We start from the raw sequence: 16,647 nt of genomic DNA on the forward strand, positions 1-16,647 counted from the left end.
TGGTTCCGGTCTTGCCGCAGCGCAGATGGAGAAGATGGGCGACGCCGTGGCGTGCCCTGCTGAGCGGTGCTGATTGCGATCGGGTGGTGTGCATTCGCCGATGCGACGAACGGCCCCCGAACCGGGGGCCGTTCGCCTTTCTCCCGGCTGTGCCGGGAGTACCGTTCCGAGTGTCGAAGTCAGAACGGAGCTCAGTATGCCCGACGAGATTGACAAGTACATCGGCGCGCGGATCGCGGAACGGCGCGCGGACCGGGGGCTCACTCAGCAAGGGCTGGCGATGCGGGCCCATGTCTCCAAGTCGCTGCTGTCGAAGGTGGAGTGTGGGCAGCGGCCCGCGTCGCCCGAGCTCGTCGCAGCTTGCGCGCGCGGCCTGGGTGTGATGCCCGCCGACCTGCTGGGGCAGCCCTACCTCGACGAGTTGCGGCGTGATCAGCTGGATCTGCTGATCCAGCCCATCAGGGAGGCTCTGAATGTGCACAACCTCGGCCACGACCCGAGCGTCCGGCCCCGCCCGCTGGAACAACTGGCCGACGATCGCGACCGTATCTGCCTGCTCGTACACGAGACCGATCTCCGGAAGGCCGCGGCGGATCTGCCCGCTCTGATGGTGGAGGCGATCGCCGTGGCCCACGCCACCGGCGATCCCCGGGCGTGGGCCCTGCTGGGCGGGCTGGACCGGGTGGCGTTCAACGTCGCGGCTAAGTTCGGGTTCCACGACCTTTCGCTCCTGGCCGCCGGCCGGGCGGAGTACGCGTGCGAGCGCGCTCAGGATCCTTCGCTGGCGGCGATGGCGAAGTGGATGCACGCCATCGCCTGCCTGCGCTCGGGCGAGTTCGCGACCGGCAAGCGCCTGCACGCGATGGGGGTCAGGTACGTGGAGGACGCCGCTGAAGGGCTTGAACGGGACGCGGTGATGGGGCAGATGAACCTGGCGGCCGCCCTGCTTGACGTCCGGTGCGGCGAGGCGGACGCGGCGCGGGGACATCTGGAGGAGGCCGAGCGGTTCGCGCGGCGCACCGGGGACGTGACACCGGCTCGCTGGCTCGGCTCCGACCCTCCCGAGGCCGTGGCGCCGGACCGGATCGGCTTCCGGGAGCGGGGCGTGCACTGGTACGTGTTCGGACCGACCAACGTGGCGGCGCACCGCATCTCCGCCCTGGCAGATCAGAACGACCACGCCCAGGCGGTGCGGGTCGGCCGTTCGCTCAAGATCCCCCAGGGGTGGCCCGCCATGCGGGCCGGGCAGGTGCACATCGACCTGGCGCGCTCGCACTTGTGGACGGGGCAGGACGACGCGGCGTTCCGCAGCCTGCTGGACGCCCAGCGCGTGGCCCCTCAGCAGACGCGCTATCACCCGCAGGTGAGGGAGACCGTCGTGCAGCTCCGGAAGCGCGAGCGGCAGAGCCGGGGGACCCTGGCGCACTTCGCCGAGTGGGTCGGCGTCTGACCCTGGAAGTCACGCCGGGAGGTTGCACAGATCGGTGCAACTTCCCGCGGCCGGGCGGCGGCAGGCTTGCGAGGTCAGCAAAGTCCCCCGCGACCGCGTGAACGGCCCGGGGGCGTGGCCCACGCTTACAAGGAGCGTCGACATGCGAGACCTTAGCCGCCGGATCACCCTCTGGGCGAGAGCCCATTTCGGCTTCAGGACGGAACGGGGAGCGGCACCCACGCCGGACGGCGTACCCGTACCGCGTCTGGTGATCGGGGCGCACGGGATCAACATGACGTACGGGACGGGGGAGGCCCGATGAGCGCGAGCCCCGGTGCCGTCGCCGTGCCCGTCCGGCAGGAGAACTACCGGATGGTCGCCCCCACCAGCCCCGCCACCGCCCGGCTCGCCCGGGACTTCGTCACGGCCGCCCTCGTCGCGGCGGAGCGGCGGCCGCTGATCGAGGATGCCCGGATCTGCGTGTCCGACGCCGTGGCGAACGTCGTGCGGCACGCGCGCGTGCCCGAACTCAGCGTCGAGATGACCGTCGACGAGGAGTGCGTCGTCGTGGCCGTACGGGACGACGACCCCGCCCGGCCGCCGTGGCCGCGCGGCCCGCAGTCCGCGGGGGAAGGCGGCCGGGGGCTCGGCCTCGTACGGCGGCTGGCGCACGCGTCGGGGGTGACGTGGGTGTGGGACGGGCTGGACCTCGTGGGCAAGCGGGTGTGGTTCGAGCTGCGTGACGGCGGGAGAGAACGGAGCGACCAGGCATGACTGACCCCCAGAGCTCGGAACACCTACGGGCCGGCCTAGGGCGGCAGCTGTCCGAGCGCGGCGTGCTGCGATCCTCCGCGTGCGGAGCGGCGGTGCTGTCCGTCCCCCGTGAGGCGTTCCTCTCGCGCGGCTGGTTCGAGTACGAAGAAGGCGGTTGGTACCGGTCGGCATCCGCGGGCTCGGCCGCCGGACTCGCGAGGGTCTACGAGGACGACACCCTCGTGACCCAGGTGGCAGGGGGAGTCTTCCCTGATCAGGTCGACGGCCGCATCGCGTCGGTTCCCTCGTCGTCGTCCACCCTGCCGAGTCTGGTCGTGCGGATGCTCGAAGACCTGCGAGCCGCCGAGGGGACGCGGGTGCTGGAGATCGGTACGGGTACGGGCTACTCGACAGCCCTGCTGTGCCGTGTCGTCGGCGAGGGCGACGTGGTCACCGTGGACGTCGACGCGGAGGTGTCCGCCCGCGCCGGAGTGGCGCTGGCGAGTGCCGGATTCCGGCCCACCCGGGTGGTCGGCGACGGTCTGGCGGGGTACGAGGACGGTGGACCGTACGACCGAGTGATCGCTACCTGCGGTGTGCATACGGTGCTGGCCGACTGGCTGGCGCAGACTCGTCCCGGCGGGGAGGTGCTGGTCACGGTCGGCGGGTGGATGCACGCGTCCGAGCTCGTACGGCTCACCGTCACCGAGGACCACACCGCGACCGGCCGGTTCCTCGGCGGGCAGATCTCCTTCATGCTGGCCAGGCCGCAGTCGCCGCCGCCGCTGGGCATGCTGCCCGACCTCGGTGACGGCGACGAGCGTCCCGCCCGTACCACCCCGTCCGCCCTGGACGACTGGACCGCTCGTTTCGTCGCCCAGCTCGCCTGCCCCCGTGCGCAGCACATCACCCTTGACCGGGAAGGGCACACGGAACACGTACTCCTCGACGTGGCCGCCGGAGCCTGGGCGGCTCTGCGGGAAGAGGGCGGACGGTGGCTCGTGAGGCAGGGCGGGCCCGCGCGGCTCTGGGACGCGGTCGAGGAGCACCTCGGGCGCTGGCGGGCGGACGGCGCCCCCGGGCTGGAGCGCTTCGAGATCACCGTGACCCCCGACGAGCAGACCATCGCCTGGCCGACCGCCCGGTAAGAGCCCTGGTCGCCGCCTACGCTTGACCCTCCAGCCGAGGGAGACCCCAAGGTGGCGGACATGGACGACGACGCCCTCCATTCCATCGGCGAGCTGGCCCGGCTGACCGGGCTCACGGTCAAGACCATCCGGTTCTGGTCCGATGCCGGAGTGGTGCCGCCGACCGCCCGTACCCCCGCGGGCTACCGGCTCTACGGTCAGGAGGCGCTCGCCCGCCTCGGCCTCGTCAGGACGCTGCGCGACCTCGGCGTCGGGCTCGTGGACATCCGGCGTGTGCTGGAGCGCGAGATCACCGTCACCGAGGTCGCGGCGGCGCACGCCGAGGCGCTGGAGGTGCAGATCCGCACGTTGCGGCTGCGCCGGGCCGTGCTGAGAGCCGTCGCCGGACGCGGGGCCACACCTGAGGAGACGGAACTCATGCACAAGCTCGCGAATCTCTCGGACCGGGAACGCCGCCGCCTGATCCACGACTTCATCGACCACGCCTTCGAAGGCGTCGGCGCCGACGACGCGTTCATGACGGCGATGCGCGGCTCCGTACCCGTACTCCCGGACGACCCGGCCCCGGAGCAGGTCGCCGCCTGGGTGGAACTGGCCGAGCTCGTCCAGGACGACGGGTTCCGCGCCGGGATGCGGCGGGCCGCCGAGGATCAGGTCCGGGCCGCCGAGGAGGTCGGGCGGCCGGGCCCGGAGGAGACCCGGAAGCTGGCCGACATCATGCGGGCCCGGACGGACGCGGCCCGCGCGGCCGGGATCGACCCGGCGAGCGAGGAAGCCCGGCCCGTCGTCGACGAGCTCGTCCGGCGGAGCGCCGAGCTGTCCGGCCGCGAGGACGGGCCGGAGTACCGGGAGTGGCTGCTGGAGCGGCTGGAGATCGGCGATGACTCGCGGTACGAGCGGTACTGGCGGCTCGTCGCCGTCGTCAACGGCCGGCCGGAGACGCCCGGCATGGGCCCGGCCGTGAAGTGGCTGATCGCCGGGCTGCGGGCCAGTGGGGTCGGGGGGCGCGCCGAGGGGTGATCCGCCGACGGGGGTGGCGGGCGGAGTTTCCGATTCCGCCCGTCACCGGCCCGTCCCCCGCTTCCCGATCCGCCCCGCCGTCCCCCTCCGATCCCCCCACACCCGCCCCTGAACTGGCGTATCGTCAGCGCCGCGCTCAGTGAGGCGGAGGCCAGGAGGGAGCCGGTGTGCACCCGGCGAAGGAACGCATCGCGGCCGTGTTCGGCCGGGCCCAGGGCAGCGGCTATCTGCTCACGCCGAACCTGGTACTGACCGCCGCACACGTGATCGGGGACTGCGACACCCCACGGGTGATCGTCCCCGGCGGCACCGGCGTCGTCCGCTGCCGTACGGTCTGGGCGCGCGACGACAGCCGCCGCTGCGACGCCGCGCTGCTGCTCGCCGAGCGGGACCTCGTCGACGCGGGCACCGCCGCCGCCTTCGAGCCGCTCGTCTGGGGCCGCGCCTACGACCTGCGGGCCTGGCCCGGCGCCCAGGCCGTCGGCTTTCCGCGGGTCCAGCGGGACGGGGACGACGAGCTCGACACCGAGCAGATCGTCGGCACCTTCAAGCCGGGCAGCAATCTCATCGGCGGCAGACACGTGCTCGACAGCGAGCACGCCGCTCCCGAGCCGCCCGGTGACGGCGGTTCGCCGTGGGCGGGCATGTCCGGCTCCGCCGTCTTCGTCGACGGGCTCCTCGCCGGCGTCGTGTGCGCCGACCCCGGCGGCTGGCGGCACGGGCGCCTCACCGTGACCCCCTCGGCCACCCTGTGGTCGCACTTCCGGTTCCTCAGCGAGTGCCTGCTCGCGGGCCATAAACCGGAATCGCGTTCCCTCACCTCGCACCGGCAGCTGGAGGTCGAGGTGTTCGAGAGCCGGTTGCGGGACTACGTCGTCGAGAAGGCCGGCGCGCTGACCATCATCGGCCTCACCCTCTCCGACGGCGAGGGCGAGACCTGGCCGCTCGACGCCGCGTACCTCAGCCTCGAACTGGCCGGCCCCGGCGACCCGGCGGCGGGCCAGGACTTCGCGCCGCCCCTCGGGGACCCGGCGGCACCCGCCCGGCCCGTACCCTCGCCGCGGCGCGCCGAGGAGGCCCTGGCCGGGCAGCGGCGCGTCCTGCTGCGCGGCGCGGCCGGGTCGGGCAAGACGACCCTCCTCCAGTGGCTGGCCACGGTCACCGCCCGGGGCGACCTGCCGCCCGGCCTCGGCCACCTCAGCGGCTGCATGCCGCTCACCCTCCCGCTGCGGACCCTCATACGGCAGGGTGAACTCCCGCAGCCCGAGGAGTTCCTGGCCGCCGCGGCCCGGCCGCTGGCCGGACTGCCGGCCGCGCAGGGCTGGGTGACCCGCCGGCTGGCCGAGGGCACCGCGCTGCTCCTGATCGACGGCGTGGACGAGGTCCCCGAGGCCGACCGCCGGCGCACCCTGGGCTGGCTGAAGGACCTCCTGGCCGCGTACCCCGACGCGCGCTACGTCATCACCACCCGGCCCTCCGCCGTACGGGAGGGCTGGCTGGCGGACGCCGGTTTCACGGAGCTGGAGCTTCAGCCGATGAGCCGGGCCGACGTCGCGGCCTTCATCGACCGCTGGCACACCGCCGCCGGGCAGGAGCACGACGCGCGGCTACGGGCCTTCCGCGACTCCCTGACCGCCGCGGTCGTCACCAAGCGCGACCTGGGCCGGCTGGCCACCAACCCTCTGATGTGCGCGCTGATCTGCGCCCTCAACCGCTCCCGGCGCGGCTATCTGCCGCACGGCCGGATGGAGCTCTACCGGGCCGCGCTGGAGCTCCTCCTGATCCGCCGGGACCGGGAGCGCGACATCGTCGTCGGCCTGGAGGGGCCGGAGCTGGAACAGGCCCAGACCGCGCTCCTCCAGAAGATCGCGTACTGGCTGATCCGTAACGGCCGTTCCGAGCTGGAGTGGGACCGGGCCGTGGAGATCCTCGAACGCGCCCTCCCGGCGATGCCCGCCGTCGCGGCGCGCGGCAGCGCGGAGGAGATCCTGCGCCATCTGGTGCTGCGCAGCGGGCTGTTGCGGCAGCCCACCAGCGAGACGCTGGACTTCATCCACCGTACGTTCCAGGACTACCTGGGCGCCCAGGCCGCCGTCGACGACTGGGACTTCGACCTCCTCGTCAACCACGCCCACGACGACCAGTGGGAGGACGTCCTCCGGATGGCCGTCGGCCACGCCGCGCCGCGCGTCCGCGCCGAGCTGCTCCGCAAGCTGCTGGAGCGCGGCGAGCGCGAGGAGGCCGACCGGTACCGGCTGCACCTGCTGGCGGCCGCCTGTCTGGAACAGGCGACGGAGGTCGACGCGGAGATCCGCACCCGGGTCGAGAAGGCGGCGGCGGAGCTGGTGCCGCCGCGGGACCAGGAGGCGGCGAAGGCGCTGGCGACCGCGGGACAGGTGGTGCTGGACCTGCTGCCGGGGCCGGAGGGGCTCGACGACGTGGTCGCCCACGCGGTGGTCGTGGCGGCGACGACGGTGGCGGACGACCGGGCTATTCCGTTGCTGGCGCGGTACGCGACGCATCCGTCCTTGCGGGTGCGGGCGCAGTTGGTGTGGTCGTGGGACCGGTTTGAGACCGAGCACTACGCGGAGGCGGTGATCGCGAGGCTCGCGTACGCGGATGAGGGGGAGGGGGAACTGCTGTTTCTTGTGAAGTCGCGGGAACAACAGGCTGTTCTGGACCGGCTGGGAGGCGACCGCAAGGTGGTTCAGCAGGCAGACGCCGCCCAGAGCGCGCTCAGAGGCCGCTGGGTGTATCAGCGGGCGGGGTATCCGGCCGGAGACGTCATGGATTGATGTCGAGGATGCGCACTTACAGGCCCTCTGCTGCTGCGACCTCCGCGAGACGGTCTCGGGCGCCTGCGGGGATGCGGATGTTGGCGTCAGCCATGGGTTCGGTCCTCCCATGCGATTGCCGCGCCAGCTTATGGGTGCGCACCCGTACCCATAAGGCTTCTCACTCGTACGAGTGCCCCGTCACCTCCCCCCAAGCCCCCGCCAGCGCCTCCGCCACCCCCGACGCCGTCAGCGGTGCCCCGCCCAGTGAGCGCGCCGCCAGCCCGTGCAGATACGCCCCCACCGACGCCGCGTCCAGCCCCCGCAGGCCCGCCGCGAGGAGGGAGCCCGTGACGCCGGAGAGGACGTCGCCGCTGCCCGCCGTCGCCAGCCAGGGCGTTCCCGTGGGGTTCACCCGCACCGCCGTCCGGCCGGGGGCCGCGACGACCGTCGTCGAGCCCTTCAGCAGGGCCGTCGCGCCGAAGCGGGCGGCGAGCTCGCGGGCGGCGGACAGGCGGGCGGACTCGACGCGGGAGCGGCTGACGCCCAGCAGGGCGGCGGCCTCGCCCGCGTGCGGGGTCAGGACGGTCTCCGCGCCCCGCGCCCGTACCGCCGCCTCCGGCAGCAGCCGCAGGCCGTCCGCGTCGACCAGGACCGGGACGTCCGAGGCGAGGACGTCGTCCAGGGCCCGGCGGGCCGCCGCGTCGTCGCCCACGCCGGGGCCGACCACCCACGCCTGGACGCGGCCGGCCTTCGACGGCGGGCCCTCCGAGACGAGGGTCTCGGGGAAGCGGGAGACCACCGCCTCCGCCGCCGGGCCCGCGTAGCGGACCGCGCCCGCGCCGCCGTGCAGGGCGCCCGCCACGGCCAGGACGGCCGCGCCGGGGTAGCGGGCCGAACCGGCCACCACGCCGACCACGCCCCGCCGGTACTTGTCGCTCTCCGCCGCCGGACGCGGCAGCAGCGCCGCGACGTCCGCGTGCTGGAGCGCCTCGGCCTCGGGCCTGCGCGGCAGGTGCGGCCCCAGGCCGATGTCGATCAGGCGGAGCGCCCCCGCCCGCTCCCGGGCCGGGTCGATGAGCAGGCCCGGCTTGTACGCGCCGAAGGTCACCGTCGCGTCCGCGCGGACCGTCGCCCCGCGCACCTCGCCGCTGTCCGCGTCGACCCCGCTGGGCAGGTCCACGGCGAGGACCAGCGCGCCCTCGGCGGCCGCCACCAGGGCCTCCGCCTCCGGGCGCAGCCCGCCCCGGCCGCCGATGCCGACGATCCCGTCCACGACCAGGTCCGCGCGGCGCACCGCCCGGTCGCCCTCCTCGGCCGACGCGACCCGCCCGCCCGCCGCCCGCAGCGCGGCCAGCCCGCCCTGGTGCGTCCGCTCCGGGGCGAGGAGCACCGCCGTCACCCCGGCGCCCCGGCGCGCCAGGCGCGCGCCGGCGTAGAGCGCGTCCCCGCCGTTGTCACCGCTGCCGACGAGCAGCGCCACCCGTGCCCCGTACGTACGCCCCAGCAGGTCCGCGCAGGCCGCCGCCAGCCCGGCGGCGGCGCGCTGCATCAGGGCGCCCTGGGGGAGCTGTGCCATGAGCGCGCGCTCGGCGGCCCGTACGGTCTCGACGCTGTAGGCGGTCCTCATGGGTCCCAGTGTCACCGCCGGGCCCCGGGCCCGCCCCTGAAATGACGGAGTCGTCCCCTGAGCCGGGGCCCCCGGCGCCCCGCCCCTCACGCCCATCCCGGAGGTCCTGAGACACTGACGGGGATGAACGAGACTCCGATGCGCGCCCGTGCCCTGGTCGACCTGGCCGCCCTGCGGGCCAACGTACGCGTGCTGCGCGCCCGCGCGCCCCAGGCGCAGCTGATGGCCGTGGTCAAGGCGGACGCGTACGGCCACGGCGCGGTGCCGTGCGCCCGCGCCGCCCGCCGGGCCGGTGCCGCCTGGGTCGGCACGGCCACCCCGCAGGAGGCGCTCGCGCTGCGCGCGGCCGGGGACGAGGGCCGGCTGCTGTGCTGGCTGTGGACCCCGGGCGGGCCCTGGCGGGAGGCGATCGAGGCCGACGTCGACGTCACCGTGAGCGGTGTGTGGGCCGTCGAGGAGATCCGGGCGGCCGCCCGGGCGGCGGGCCGGCCCGCCCGCGTCCAGCTGAAGATCGACACCGGTCTGGGCCGTAACGGCTGCCAGCCCGACGACTGGCCGGAACTGATCGCCGCCGCCCGCGCCGCCGAGGACGAGGGCGTCCTGCGCGTCACCGGCGTGTGGTCGCACTTCGCGTGCGCGGACGAGCCCGGTCACCCTTCCATCCAGGCGCAGCTGGGGGTCTTCCGGGACGCGCTGGCCTACGCCGAGGGCCAGGGGATCGAGCCGGAGGTGCGGCACATAGCCAACTCCCCGGCCATGCTCACGCTGCCGGAGACCCACTTCGACCTGGTGCGGACCGGCGTCGCGATCTACGGCGTCTCGCCGGCCCCCGAGATCGGCACCCCGCAGGAGCTGGGGCTGCGCCCGGTCATGACGCTGTCCGCCTCCCTGGCGTCCGTGAAGCGGGTGCCGGGCGGGCACGGTGTCTCGTACGGGCATCACTACATCACCCCGGGACCCACTACTCTCGCCCTGGTTCCCGTCGGCTACGCGGACGGGATCCCGCGCGCCGGGTCCGGCACCGGGCCGGTGCTGATCGGCGGGAAGTGGCGGACGGCCGCCGGCCGGGTGGCCATGGACCAGTTCGTGGTCGACCTCGGTGGCGACACGGCCCGGGTCGGCGACGAGGCGGTGCTGTTCGGACCGGGCGACCGGGGCGAGCCGACCGCCGAGGACTGGGCGCGGGCCACCGGGACCATCGCGTACGAGGTCGTGACACGCATCTCGAACCGGGTTCCGCGCGTCTATGTCGGTGAGGACGCCGACTAGGGTCCCGGCGGCGAGTACGGACGTGAACGAGAGCGTGAACCGGCAACGGAGCTAGGACACGGGGGTCACGGAATGAGCGACAGCGCGAACACGGGCGGGGAGGCGGCGGCCGCGGCGGCCGCACTCACGGCCACGGGGGCCGTCCCGGCCGGCTGGCGGCGGGGGCGGGCGCCGCGGGCGCGGCGCTCGGCGTGGTGGCCGCCGGAGCCGCCGTCGGGGTGGCCGTGGAGCGGCTCACCGTGGGGCGCGGGATACGCCGTAAGGCCCGCCTCGCGCTGGACGCCGCCGGGCCGTACGGGACGCTGCGCGGCACGCCCGGCACCGCGGTCGCCGAGGACGGCACCCGGATCGCCTACGAGGTCGACGAGGTCTGCCCGGAGCCCGCCAAGCGGTTCCTCGGGCGCCGCCCCGCGCCGCCCGTCACCGTGATCTTCAGCCATGGCTACTGCCTCCAGCAGGACGCCTGGCACTTCCAGCGCGCCGCCCTGCGCGGCGCCGTCCGCGCCGTCTTCTGGGACCAGCGCAGCCACGGCCGCTCGGAGCGCGCCCGCACCCCCGGCGTCTCCATCGACCTCCTCGGCCGCGACCTCAAGGCCGTCATCGACGCCGCCGCGCCCGAGGGGCCGCTGGTGCTGGTGGGGCACTCGATGGGCGGCATGACGATGATGGCGCTCGCCGCCCAGTACCCCGAGCTGATCGCCGAGCGCGTCGTCGGCGCCGCCTTCATCGGCACGTCCGCCGGGGGGATGGCCGAGAACACCTACGGTCTCCCGGCCGTCGGGATGAGCGTGGTGCGGCGCGTCCTGCCGGGCGCGCTCAAGCTGATGTCCGCGCAGCCGGAGCTGGTCGAGAAGGGGCGGAAGGCCACCGCCGAGCTCATCGGCGGGATCATCAAGCGCTACTCCTTCGGTTCGAAGGACGTGGATCCGGCCGTGGCGCGGTTCGGCGAGCGGCTGATCGAGGCCACCCCGGTCGACGTCGTCGCCGCCTTCTACCCGGTCTTCGCCGAGCACGAGAAGAAGGCGGCGCTGCGCGCCTTCGACCACCGGCCCGTGCTCGTCCTCGCCGGCGACCGGGACATGGTCACGCCGTACGAGCACAGCGAGGCCATCGCGGAGGCCCTGCCCGCCGCCCGGCTGGTGTGCGTACCGGGCGCGGGTCACATGGTGATGCTGGAGCGGCCCGGAACGGTCGACGACCACCTGGCCGAACTGCTGGCGGCGGCCGGCGCGAGCGGCGCGCAGGCGGGGTTGCGGCACGCGGCCGGAGCGCGTCGGCGGGGCTGAGCCCCGTACCATCGGCGGGTATGAACGCCGTCCCGAACGCCCGGCCTGACGCCGCAGCCACCGTCGCCACCGCCATCTCCACCACCTCCGCCCAGGTCACCGTCAAGTCCGCCGAGGGCATGCGGGACTTGGGCCGCCGGCTCGCCGCCCTGCTGCGCCCCGGCGACCTGCTGCTCCTCACGGGCGAGCTGGGTGCCGGCAAGACGACCCTGACGCGCGGGCTCGGCGAGGGCCTCGGCGTGCGGGGCGCCGTCACGTCCCCGACGTTCGTGATCGCCCGCGCCCACCCGCCGCTCGGCGACGGCCCGGCCCTGGTCCACGTCGACGCCTACCGGCTGAACGGCGGCCTCGACGAGATGGAGGACCTCGACCTCGACGTCTCGCTGCCGGAGTCGGTGATCGTCGTGGAGTGGGGCGACGGCAAGGTCGAGGAGCTGTCCGAGGACCGGCTGCACATCGTCATCGAGCGCGCGGAGGGCGCGGACGGGCTCGCGCTGGACGAGGCCGACGACGTCCGCACGGTGACCCTGGCGGGCGTGGGCCCGCGCTGGGCGGGTGTGGATCTCACCGCGCTGGCGTGACAGGGGTGAGCCCCGGGGCGTGCGGGGTCTCCGCGCGCCTCCCCCGTATTCCGACAAGCCGTCGGCAAGATGTTGCGCGGGTGGTATCGGGCGTGGTCACATGGAGGCAGAGACATGGTTAGGTCTACCTAACCTTGCCCCAGCTGCCCCAGGAGGCGCCCATGTCGGCCCATGAGCCTGCTGCCGAGCCTGTCGCCGCGACCGATGAGAACCGCCGCGAGAACCGCCGCCCCGAGGGTCCGGGCGGGCTTCCGGCGATGTCGATGCGGGATCTTCTGGCGGCTTGTGCGGCGGCGGACGCGGTGTCCACGCCGCCTCGGGCGCCTCGGGCGCCGGAGGCGCCGGTTCCGGGGGATGAGCGGGATGCGGCGTAGCGGGGATTAGCTCGTACGGGGGTAAGGACGGCGGGGGTGCGGGCCGCTGCGCGGGGCTTGTTCCCCACCCCGCCCCTTCCCGCTGTATCCGATGTGCGGCTCCGCCGCGTGGCGGGGGCTCCGCCCCCGGACCTCCTTTTCCGCGCTCCGCGCGGTGTCCTCAAGCGCCGGACGGGCTGATTTCAGCCCGTCCGGGGGCACCTCCCAGCGGTAGCTGGGGGAGTTTGAGGACATTCGGGAAGGGGCGGGTAGGGGAAAACGTCCCTACGGGACCACAACCACCCGCGCCCCGTTCACCGCCACATTCCACAGCGCCAGACCATCCGCCGGACGCTCCCGGATCCCGCCCGTCTTCTTCGCCGTCGTCGACGGATTCGGCGAAGACCCGTCCACGGCGGCACTGAACCCGAACACGACCCCGTTCGCATCGCGGTGGAACCGCACGATGTGCTCGACCGGGATCCCGTCCGAGCCCGTCCCCGTGGGGTCGCGGGAAGTGACCTTGTACGGGCCGACCGGGGGGTTCACCGCGCTGGGGGCGACCTCGAAGGTCCGGGTGGGCTTGCCGTCGGCGCCGACCAGCCAGACCCGCTTCTGCGCGAGGGCGTAGACGACGCGGGCGCCGGTGCCGGAGTGCTCGGGGAGCGCCGTCGCGGCCTCCTTCTCCTTGGCCGCCTTGTCCTGGGACGCCGCGTCCTGGCCCTGCCCTTGCTCCTTGCCGGACGGCGAGGAAGCGGACGCGTGGGGGCGGTCGGGCGCGGCCTCGGCCTGGAAGGCGAGGAAGCCGACGCCGCCCAGCGCCGCGGCGGTGAGCGCGGCCACGATGATCCCCGAACTGCGTGCCACGGCTGCGCACCCTTTCGTCCTGCGTACGGCTATGCGGCTGACCGTAGCACCCGCGTACGCCCCCGCCGCGCGCTCGGCGCGGGCGGGCGCGGGCACCGCCCGCCCCATGGCGAGCCGTAGGCTGTCAGTGTGCTGCTGCTCGCTCTTGATACCGCCACTCCCGCCGTCACCGTCGCCCTTCACGACGGCGACGAAGTCATCGCCGAATCGCGTCAGGTGGACGCCCGCAGGCACGGTGAGCTGCTGCTCCCGGCCGTCGACCGGGTGCTCGGCGAGGCCGGCCGCACGCTGGACGCCGTCACCGGCATCGTCGTCGGCGTCGGCCCCGGCCCCTACACCGGCCTGCGCGTCGGCATCGTGACCGCCGCGACCTTCGGCGCCGCGCTGTCCGTCCCCGTGCACGGCCTGTGCTCCCTGGACGGCATCGCCTACGCCGCCGGGCGGGCCGGGCTGGAGGGCGAATTCGTCGTCGCGACGGACGCCCGCCGCAAGGAGGTCTACTGGGCCCGGTACGCCGACGCCCGTACCCGGGTCACCGAGCCCGCCGTGGACCGCCCCGCCGACCTCACCGAGCCCCTCGCCGGCCTCACCGCCATCGGCGCGGGCGCCGTGCTCTACCCCGACGCCTTCACGGACGTCCGGGCCGACATGCCCGAGCACCAGTACGCGGGCGCGCTGGCCTCCCTCGCCGCCGAGCGGCTCCGCACGGGCGGCGAGTTCCTGCCCGACACACCGCTGTACCTGCGCCGCCCGGACGCCAAGGTGCCGGCCAACTACAAGGTGGTCACCCCGCAGTGACCGGCACCGTGCGGATCCGCGAGATGCGCTGGTGGGACATCGCGCCGGTGCTGGAGCTGGAGCGCGCGCTGTTCCCGGACGACGCCTGGTCGAAGGGCCTGTTCTGGTCCGAGCTGGCACACGCGCGCGGCGCGGGCGCCAACCGCCGGTACGTGGTGGCCGAGTGGACCGACCCGGCCGCCGTGCCCGACGCCGCCCCCGGCCCGGCCGAGGGCGGCGCCCCGGGCGCCGGCCCGGGGCGTGGCGGGCCGCCATGTGAGCGCCACCGACGAGCCGACGGGCGCGGGCGCGTCCGGCGCGGGCCCCGGCAGCCGGATCGTCGGGTACGCCGGCCTCGCCGCGATCGACGGCACCGGGGACGTCCAGACCATCGCCGTCGCCTACGACCACTGGGGCACCGGCCTCGGCGCCCGCCTGCTCACCGAGCTCCTCACCACCGCGACCGCCTTCGAGTGCCGCGAGGTGCTCCTGGAGGTCCGGGTGGACAACACCCGCGCCCAGCGGCTCTACGAACGCTTCGGCTTCGAACCCGTCGGCGTCCGCCGTGGCTACTACCAGCCCGGTAACGTCGACGCCCTCGTCATGCGCCTCACCGACCCCGACTCGGCAGTGCGAGGTACCACCCATGGCCCTGAGAGCTGATGAACCACTTGTCCTAGGCATCGAGACCTCCTGCGACGAGACGGGCGTCGGCATCGTCCGCGGCCACACCCTCCTCGCCGACGCCGTCGCCTCCAGCGTCGACGAGCACGCCCGCTTCGGCGGGGTCGTCCCGGAGGTCGCGAGCCGCGCGCACCTGGAGGCGATGGTCCCCACCATCGAGCGGGCGCTGAAGGAGGCGGGCGTCCGCGCGCGCGACCTCGACGGCGTCGCCGTCACGGCCGGCCCCGGCCTCGCGGGCGCCCTGCTCGTCGGCGTCGCGGCGGCCAAGGCGTACGCGTACGCCCTCGGCAAGCCCCTCTACGGCGTCAACCACCTCGCCTCGCACATCTGTGTGGACCAGCTGGAGCACGGCGCGCTGCCCGAGCCGACCATGGCCCTGCTGGTCAGCGGCGGCCACTCCGCGCTGCTGCTGGCCCCCGACATCACCTCCGACGTCCGCCCCCTGGGCTCGACGATCGACGACGCCGCGGGCGAGGCGTTCGACAAGGTCGCCCGCGTCCTGCACCTCGGCTTCCCCGGCGGCCCCGTCATCGACCGCTACGCCCGCGAGGGCGACCCCGCCGCGATCCGCTTCCCGCGCGGCCTGACCGGCTCCCGCGACCCCGTCTACGACTTCTCCTTCTCCGGCCTCAAGACCGCCGTCGCCCGCTGGATCGAGGCCCGGCGGGCGGCCGGCGAGGAGGTCCCGGTCGCGGACGTCGCCGCGTCCTTCCAGGAGGCCGTCGTCGACGTCCTCACCCGGAAGGCCGTACGGGCCTGCGCGGACAACGGCGTCGACCACCTCATGATCGGCGGTGGCGTCGCCGCCAACACCCGGCTGCGGGCCCTGGCCGCCCGCCGCTGCGAGGACGCGGGCATCACCCTGCGGGTGCCCCGCCCGAAGCTGTGCACGGACAACGGCGCCATGGTCGCGGCGCTGGGCGCGGAGATGATGGCCCGGGGCCGCACGGCGTCCTCGTGGGGCCTGTCGGCCGACTCCTCGCTGCCGGTGACGGAGACGCATGTACCGGCGCCCCAGGGCTCCCACGGCTCCCACGGCCTCCACACGCACGACCACGTCCATGAACTGAGCAAGAAGAACCTCTACGACTCGTGAACGCCCTGCCGCCACCCCCTCCTCCCGCTCACATACGCACCTGGCCCGACCGCCCGGCCCTGCTCGCCGACCGGGCCCGCGCCATCGGCGGGCTCGTCCACGCCCAACTGGCCCCGCGGCGGCTGCTGCTCCTGTGGCTGCTCACCGCCCTGACGGTCCTCGGCTGGGTGTTCGCCGTGCTGGGCCTCGAAGCCGTCGCGGACGGCGGCACGGTCCGGTACCTCCACGCGGCCGCCTTCCTCGCCCTGGCCGGCTGCGCGGCCGTGCCCTCGGTCCTCGGCATCGCCTCGGGCCTCCGCAAGGACCGCCGCGCCCGCGAACGCCTGCGCCTGTGGACGTCCCTGGACCGCGACCCGTACGGCGACCAGGTGTACCGGGCGGCGGGCCTGACCTGGTTCTGGCTGCTGATGTCGCTGCTGCCGGCGGCGGTCGCCGCGGTCGTCGCCTGCGCGTACGTGGCGGAGGTGTTCGCACGGCCGCCGGGGGAGACCGCCGGGACGACGTACGCCTACGCGGTGGGCTTCACGGCACCGCTGGCGGCGGCGGGCGCGCAGGGCGTGGGGAAGGCGCTGGCGCACCGGCGGTGGGCGCGGGGGATGGCGGAAGCCGCGGCCGGGACGGGCCCCCGCCACGGCTGAGCCGGGCGGAGGGACGCCGACCGGGTTCCGTCCCAGGGCCTTTCTGCCGGCCTTTCCGCCGGCCTTTCCCGCTGCCGGGTCATCACCCCGGCCGGCCTCCTCCTGCGGCCCGGTCTCATTCCCCGGGCGGCTTCCTCCCGCGGTTTCCGCGGTTTCCGCGGCTCCCGCGACCGGATGCCGCGCGGGCGGGCCCTTTCCGCGTGGTGTCCCATTCGGGTGAGCGGGCTCCGGGGCGGGGAGTGCCGCGCGCACGGGAGAGCGCCGCCCGGGCCCTCGGCGCCGCCCTCGGTGTCATGAGCGCCGCGCGCGTGCCGGTGCCCCACGCGGCAACCCCCGTCG

General features: G+C 74.7%; 12 protein-coding genes and 3 pseudogenes. 13 read left to right on the forward strand and 2 right to left on the reverse strand.

Annotated features, from left to right (window positions below):
- The first annotated feature begins 196 nt into the window (after nucleotides 1-196).
- The 5 genes from AF335_RS22950 to AF335_RS22970 all read left to right on the forward strand — a co-directional run bounded on the left by AF335_RS22950 (nucleotide 197) and on the right by AF335_RS22970 (nucleotide 7,148).
- Nucleotides 197-1,450, forward strand: coding sequence for a helix-turn-helix domain-containing protein (locus AF335_RS22950; RefSeq protein WP_170127787.1), 1,254 nt, complete (start codon nucleotides 197-199; stop codon nucleotides 1,448-1,450).
- 300 nt (nucleotides 1,451-1,750) lie between these two features.
- Entirely contained in the window at nucleotides 1,751-2,206 is a 456-nt protein-coding gene (locus AF335_RS22955) for an ATP-binding protein (RefSeq protein ID WP_102920323.1), read from the forward strand.
- Nucleotides 2,203-3,333 (forward strand): ATP-grasp peptide maturase system methyltransferase, encoded by a 1,131-nt coding sequence (gene tgmC / locus AF335_RS22960; RefSeq protein WP_102920324.1) that lies wholly within the window; start codon nucleotides 2,203-2,205, stop codon nucleotides 3,331-3,333. Before AF335_RS22955 ends, tgmC begins: the two co-directional genes overlap by 4 nt.
- A gap of 60 nt (nucleotides 3,334-3,393) precedes the next feature.
- Entirely contained in the window at nucleotides 3,394-4,353 is a 960-nt protein-coding gene (locus AF335_RS22965; RefSeq protein WP_102920325.1) for a helix-turn-helix domain-containing protein, read from the forward strand.
- A 167-nt stretch (nucleotides 4,354-4,520) separates the two neighbouring features.
- Nucleotides 4,521-7,148 carry a serine protease gene (locus AF335_RS22970; protein ID WP_102920326.1) on the forward strand — a complete coding sequence of 876 codons (2,628 nt, stop codon included), beginning with the start codon at nucleotides 4,521-4,523 and terminating at the stop codon, nucleotides 7,146-7,148.
- A gap of 160 nt (nucleotides 7,149-7,308) precedes the next feature.
- Here AF335_RS22970 and AF335_RS22975 read toward each other — a convergent pair whose 3' ends face one another.
- On the reverse strand, nucleotides 7,309-8,757 hold the full coding sequence (locus AF335_RS22975) for an NAD(P)H-hydrate dehydratase (RefSeq protein WP_102920327.1): 1,449 nt from the start codon (nucleotides 8,755-8,757) through the stop codon (nucleotides 7,309-7,311).
- A 123-nt stretch (nucleotides 8,758-8,880) separates the two neighbouring features.
- Here AF335_RS22975 and alr point away from each other — a divergent pair, with 123 nt between their 5' ends.
- From alr to tsaE, 3 genes and pseudogenes are all read left to right on the forward strand, one after another.
- Nucleotides 8,881-10,026, forward strand: coding sequence for an alanine racemase (gene alr, locus AF335_RS22980; RefSeq protein ID WP_102920328.1), 1,146 nt, complete (start codon nucleotides 8,881-8,883; stop codon nucleotides 10,024-10,026).
- Between the two features lie 72 nt (nucleotides 10,027-10,098).
- Nucleotides 10,099-11,312 (forward strand): annotated as a pseudogene (locus AF335_RS22985) (alpha/beta fold hydrolase).
- A gap of 20 nt (nucleotides 11,313-11,332) precedes the next feature.
- Complete coding sequence (gene tsaE / locus AF335_RS22990) at nucleotides 11,333-11,893, forward strand: tRNA (adenosine(37)-N6)-threonylcarbamoyltransferase complex ATPase subunit type 1 TsaE (RefSeq protein WP_102920329.1); 561 nt, start codon at nucleotides 11,333-11,335, stop codon at nucleotides 11,891-11,893.
- Nucleotides 11,894-12,531: 638 nt separating this feature from the next.
- Here tsaE and AF335_RS23000 read toward each other — a convergent pair.
- On the reverse strand, nucleotides 12,532-13,113 hold the full coding sequence (locus tag AF335_RS23000) for a hypothetical protein (protein ID WP_102920331.1): 582 nt from the start codon (nucleotides 13,111-13,113) through the stop codon (nucleotides 12,532-12,534).
- A gap of 129 nt (nucleotides 13,114-13,242) precedes the next feature.
- Here AF335_RS23000 and tsaB point away from each other — a divergent pair, with 129 nt between their 5' ends.
- The 5 genes and pseudogenes from tsaB to AF335_RS23025 all read left to right on the forward strand — a co-directional run bounded on the left by tsaB (nucleotide 13,243) and on the right by AF335_RS23025 (nucleotide 16,308).
- A complete protein-coding gene (gene tsaB / locus AF335_RS23005; RefSeq protein ID WP_102920332.1) occupies nucleotides 13,243-13,911 on the forward strand; it encodes a tRNA (adenosine(37)-N6)-threonylcarbamoyltransferase complex dimerization subunit type 1 TsaB in 669 nt (222 codons plus the stop codon).
- 23 nt (nucleotides 13,912-13,934) lie between these two features.
- Nucleotides 13,935-14,075 (forward strand): annotated as a pseudogene (locus AF335_RS35880) (ribosomal-protein-alanine N-acetyltransferase RimI); the annotation flags it as partial.
- A gap of 148 nt (nucleotides 14,076-14,223) precedes the next feature.
- A pseudogene (gene rimI, locus AF335_RS23015) lies at nucleotides 14,224-14,553 on the forward strand (ribosomal protein S18-alanine N-acetyltransferase); the annotation flags it as partial.
- The gene (gene tsaD, locus AF335_RS23020; protein ID WP_102920333.1) at nucleotides 14,537-15,670 is read left to right on the forward strand and encodes a tRNA (adenosine(37)-N6)-threonylcarbamoyltransferase complex transferase subunit TsaD; all 1,134 of its coding nucleotides are present in this window, start codon (nucleotides 14,537-14,539) and stop codon (nucleotides 15,668-15,670) included. The pseudogene rimI and the gene tsaD, both read left to right, overlap by 17 nt.
- Nucleotides 15,667-16,308, forward strand: a complete 642-nt coding sequence (locus AF335_RS23025) for a hypothetical protein (RefSeq protein WP_102920334.1) — start codon at nucleotides 15,667-15,669, stop codon at nucleotides 16,306-16,308. Before tsaD ends, AF335_RS23025 begins: the two co-directional genes overlap by 4 nt.
- The last annotated feature ends 339 nt before the right edge of the window (nucleotides 16,309-16,647 follow it).

Source organism: Streptomyces eurocidicus, assembly GCF_002891295.1.
In the GTDB taxonomy this organism is placed as follows: domain Bacteria; phylum Actinomycetota; class Actinomycetes; order Streptomycetales; family Streptomycetaceae; genus Streptomyces; species Streptomyces eurocidicus.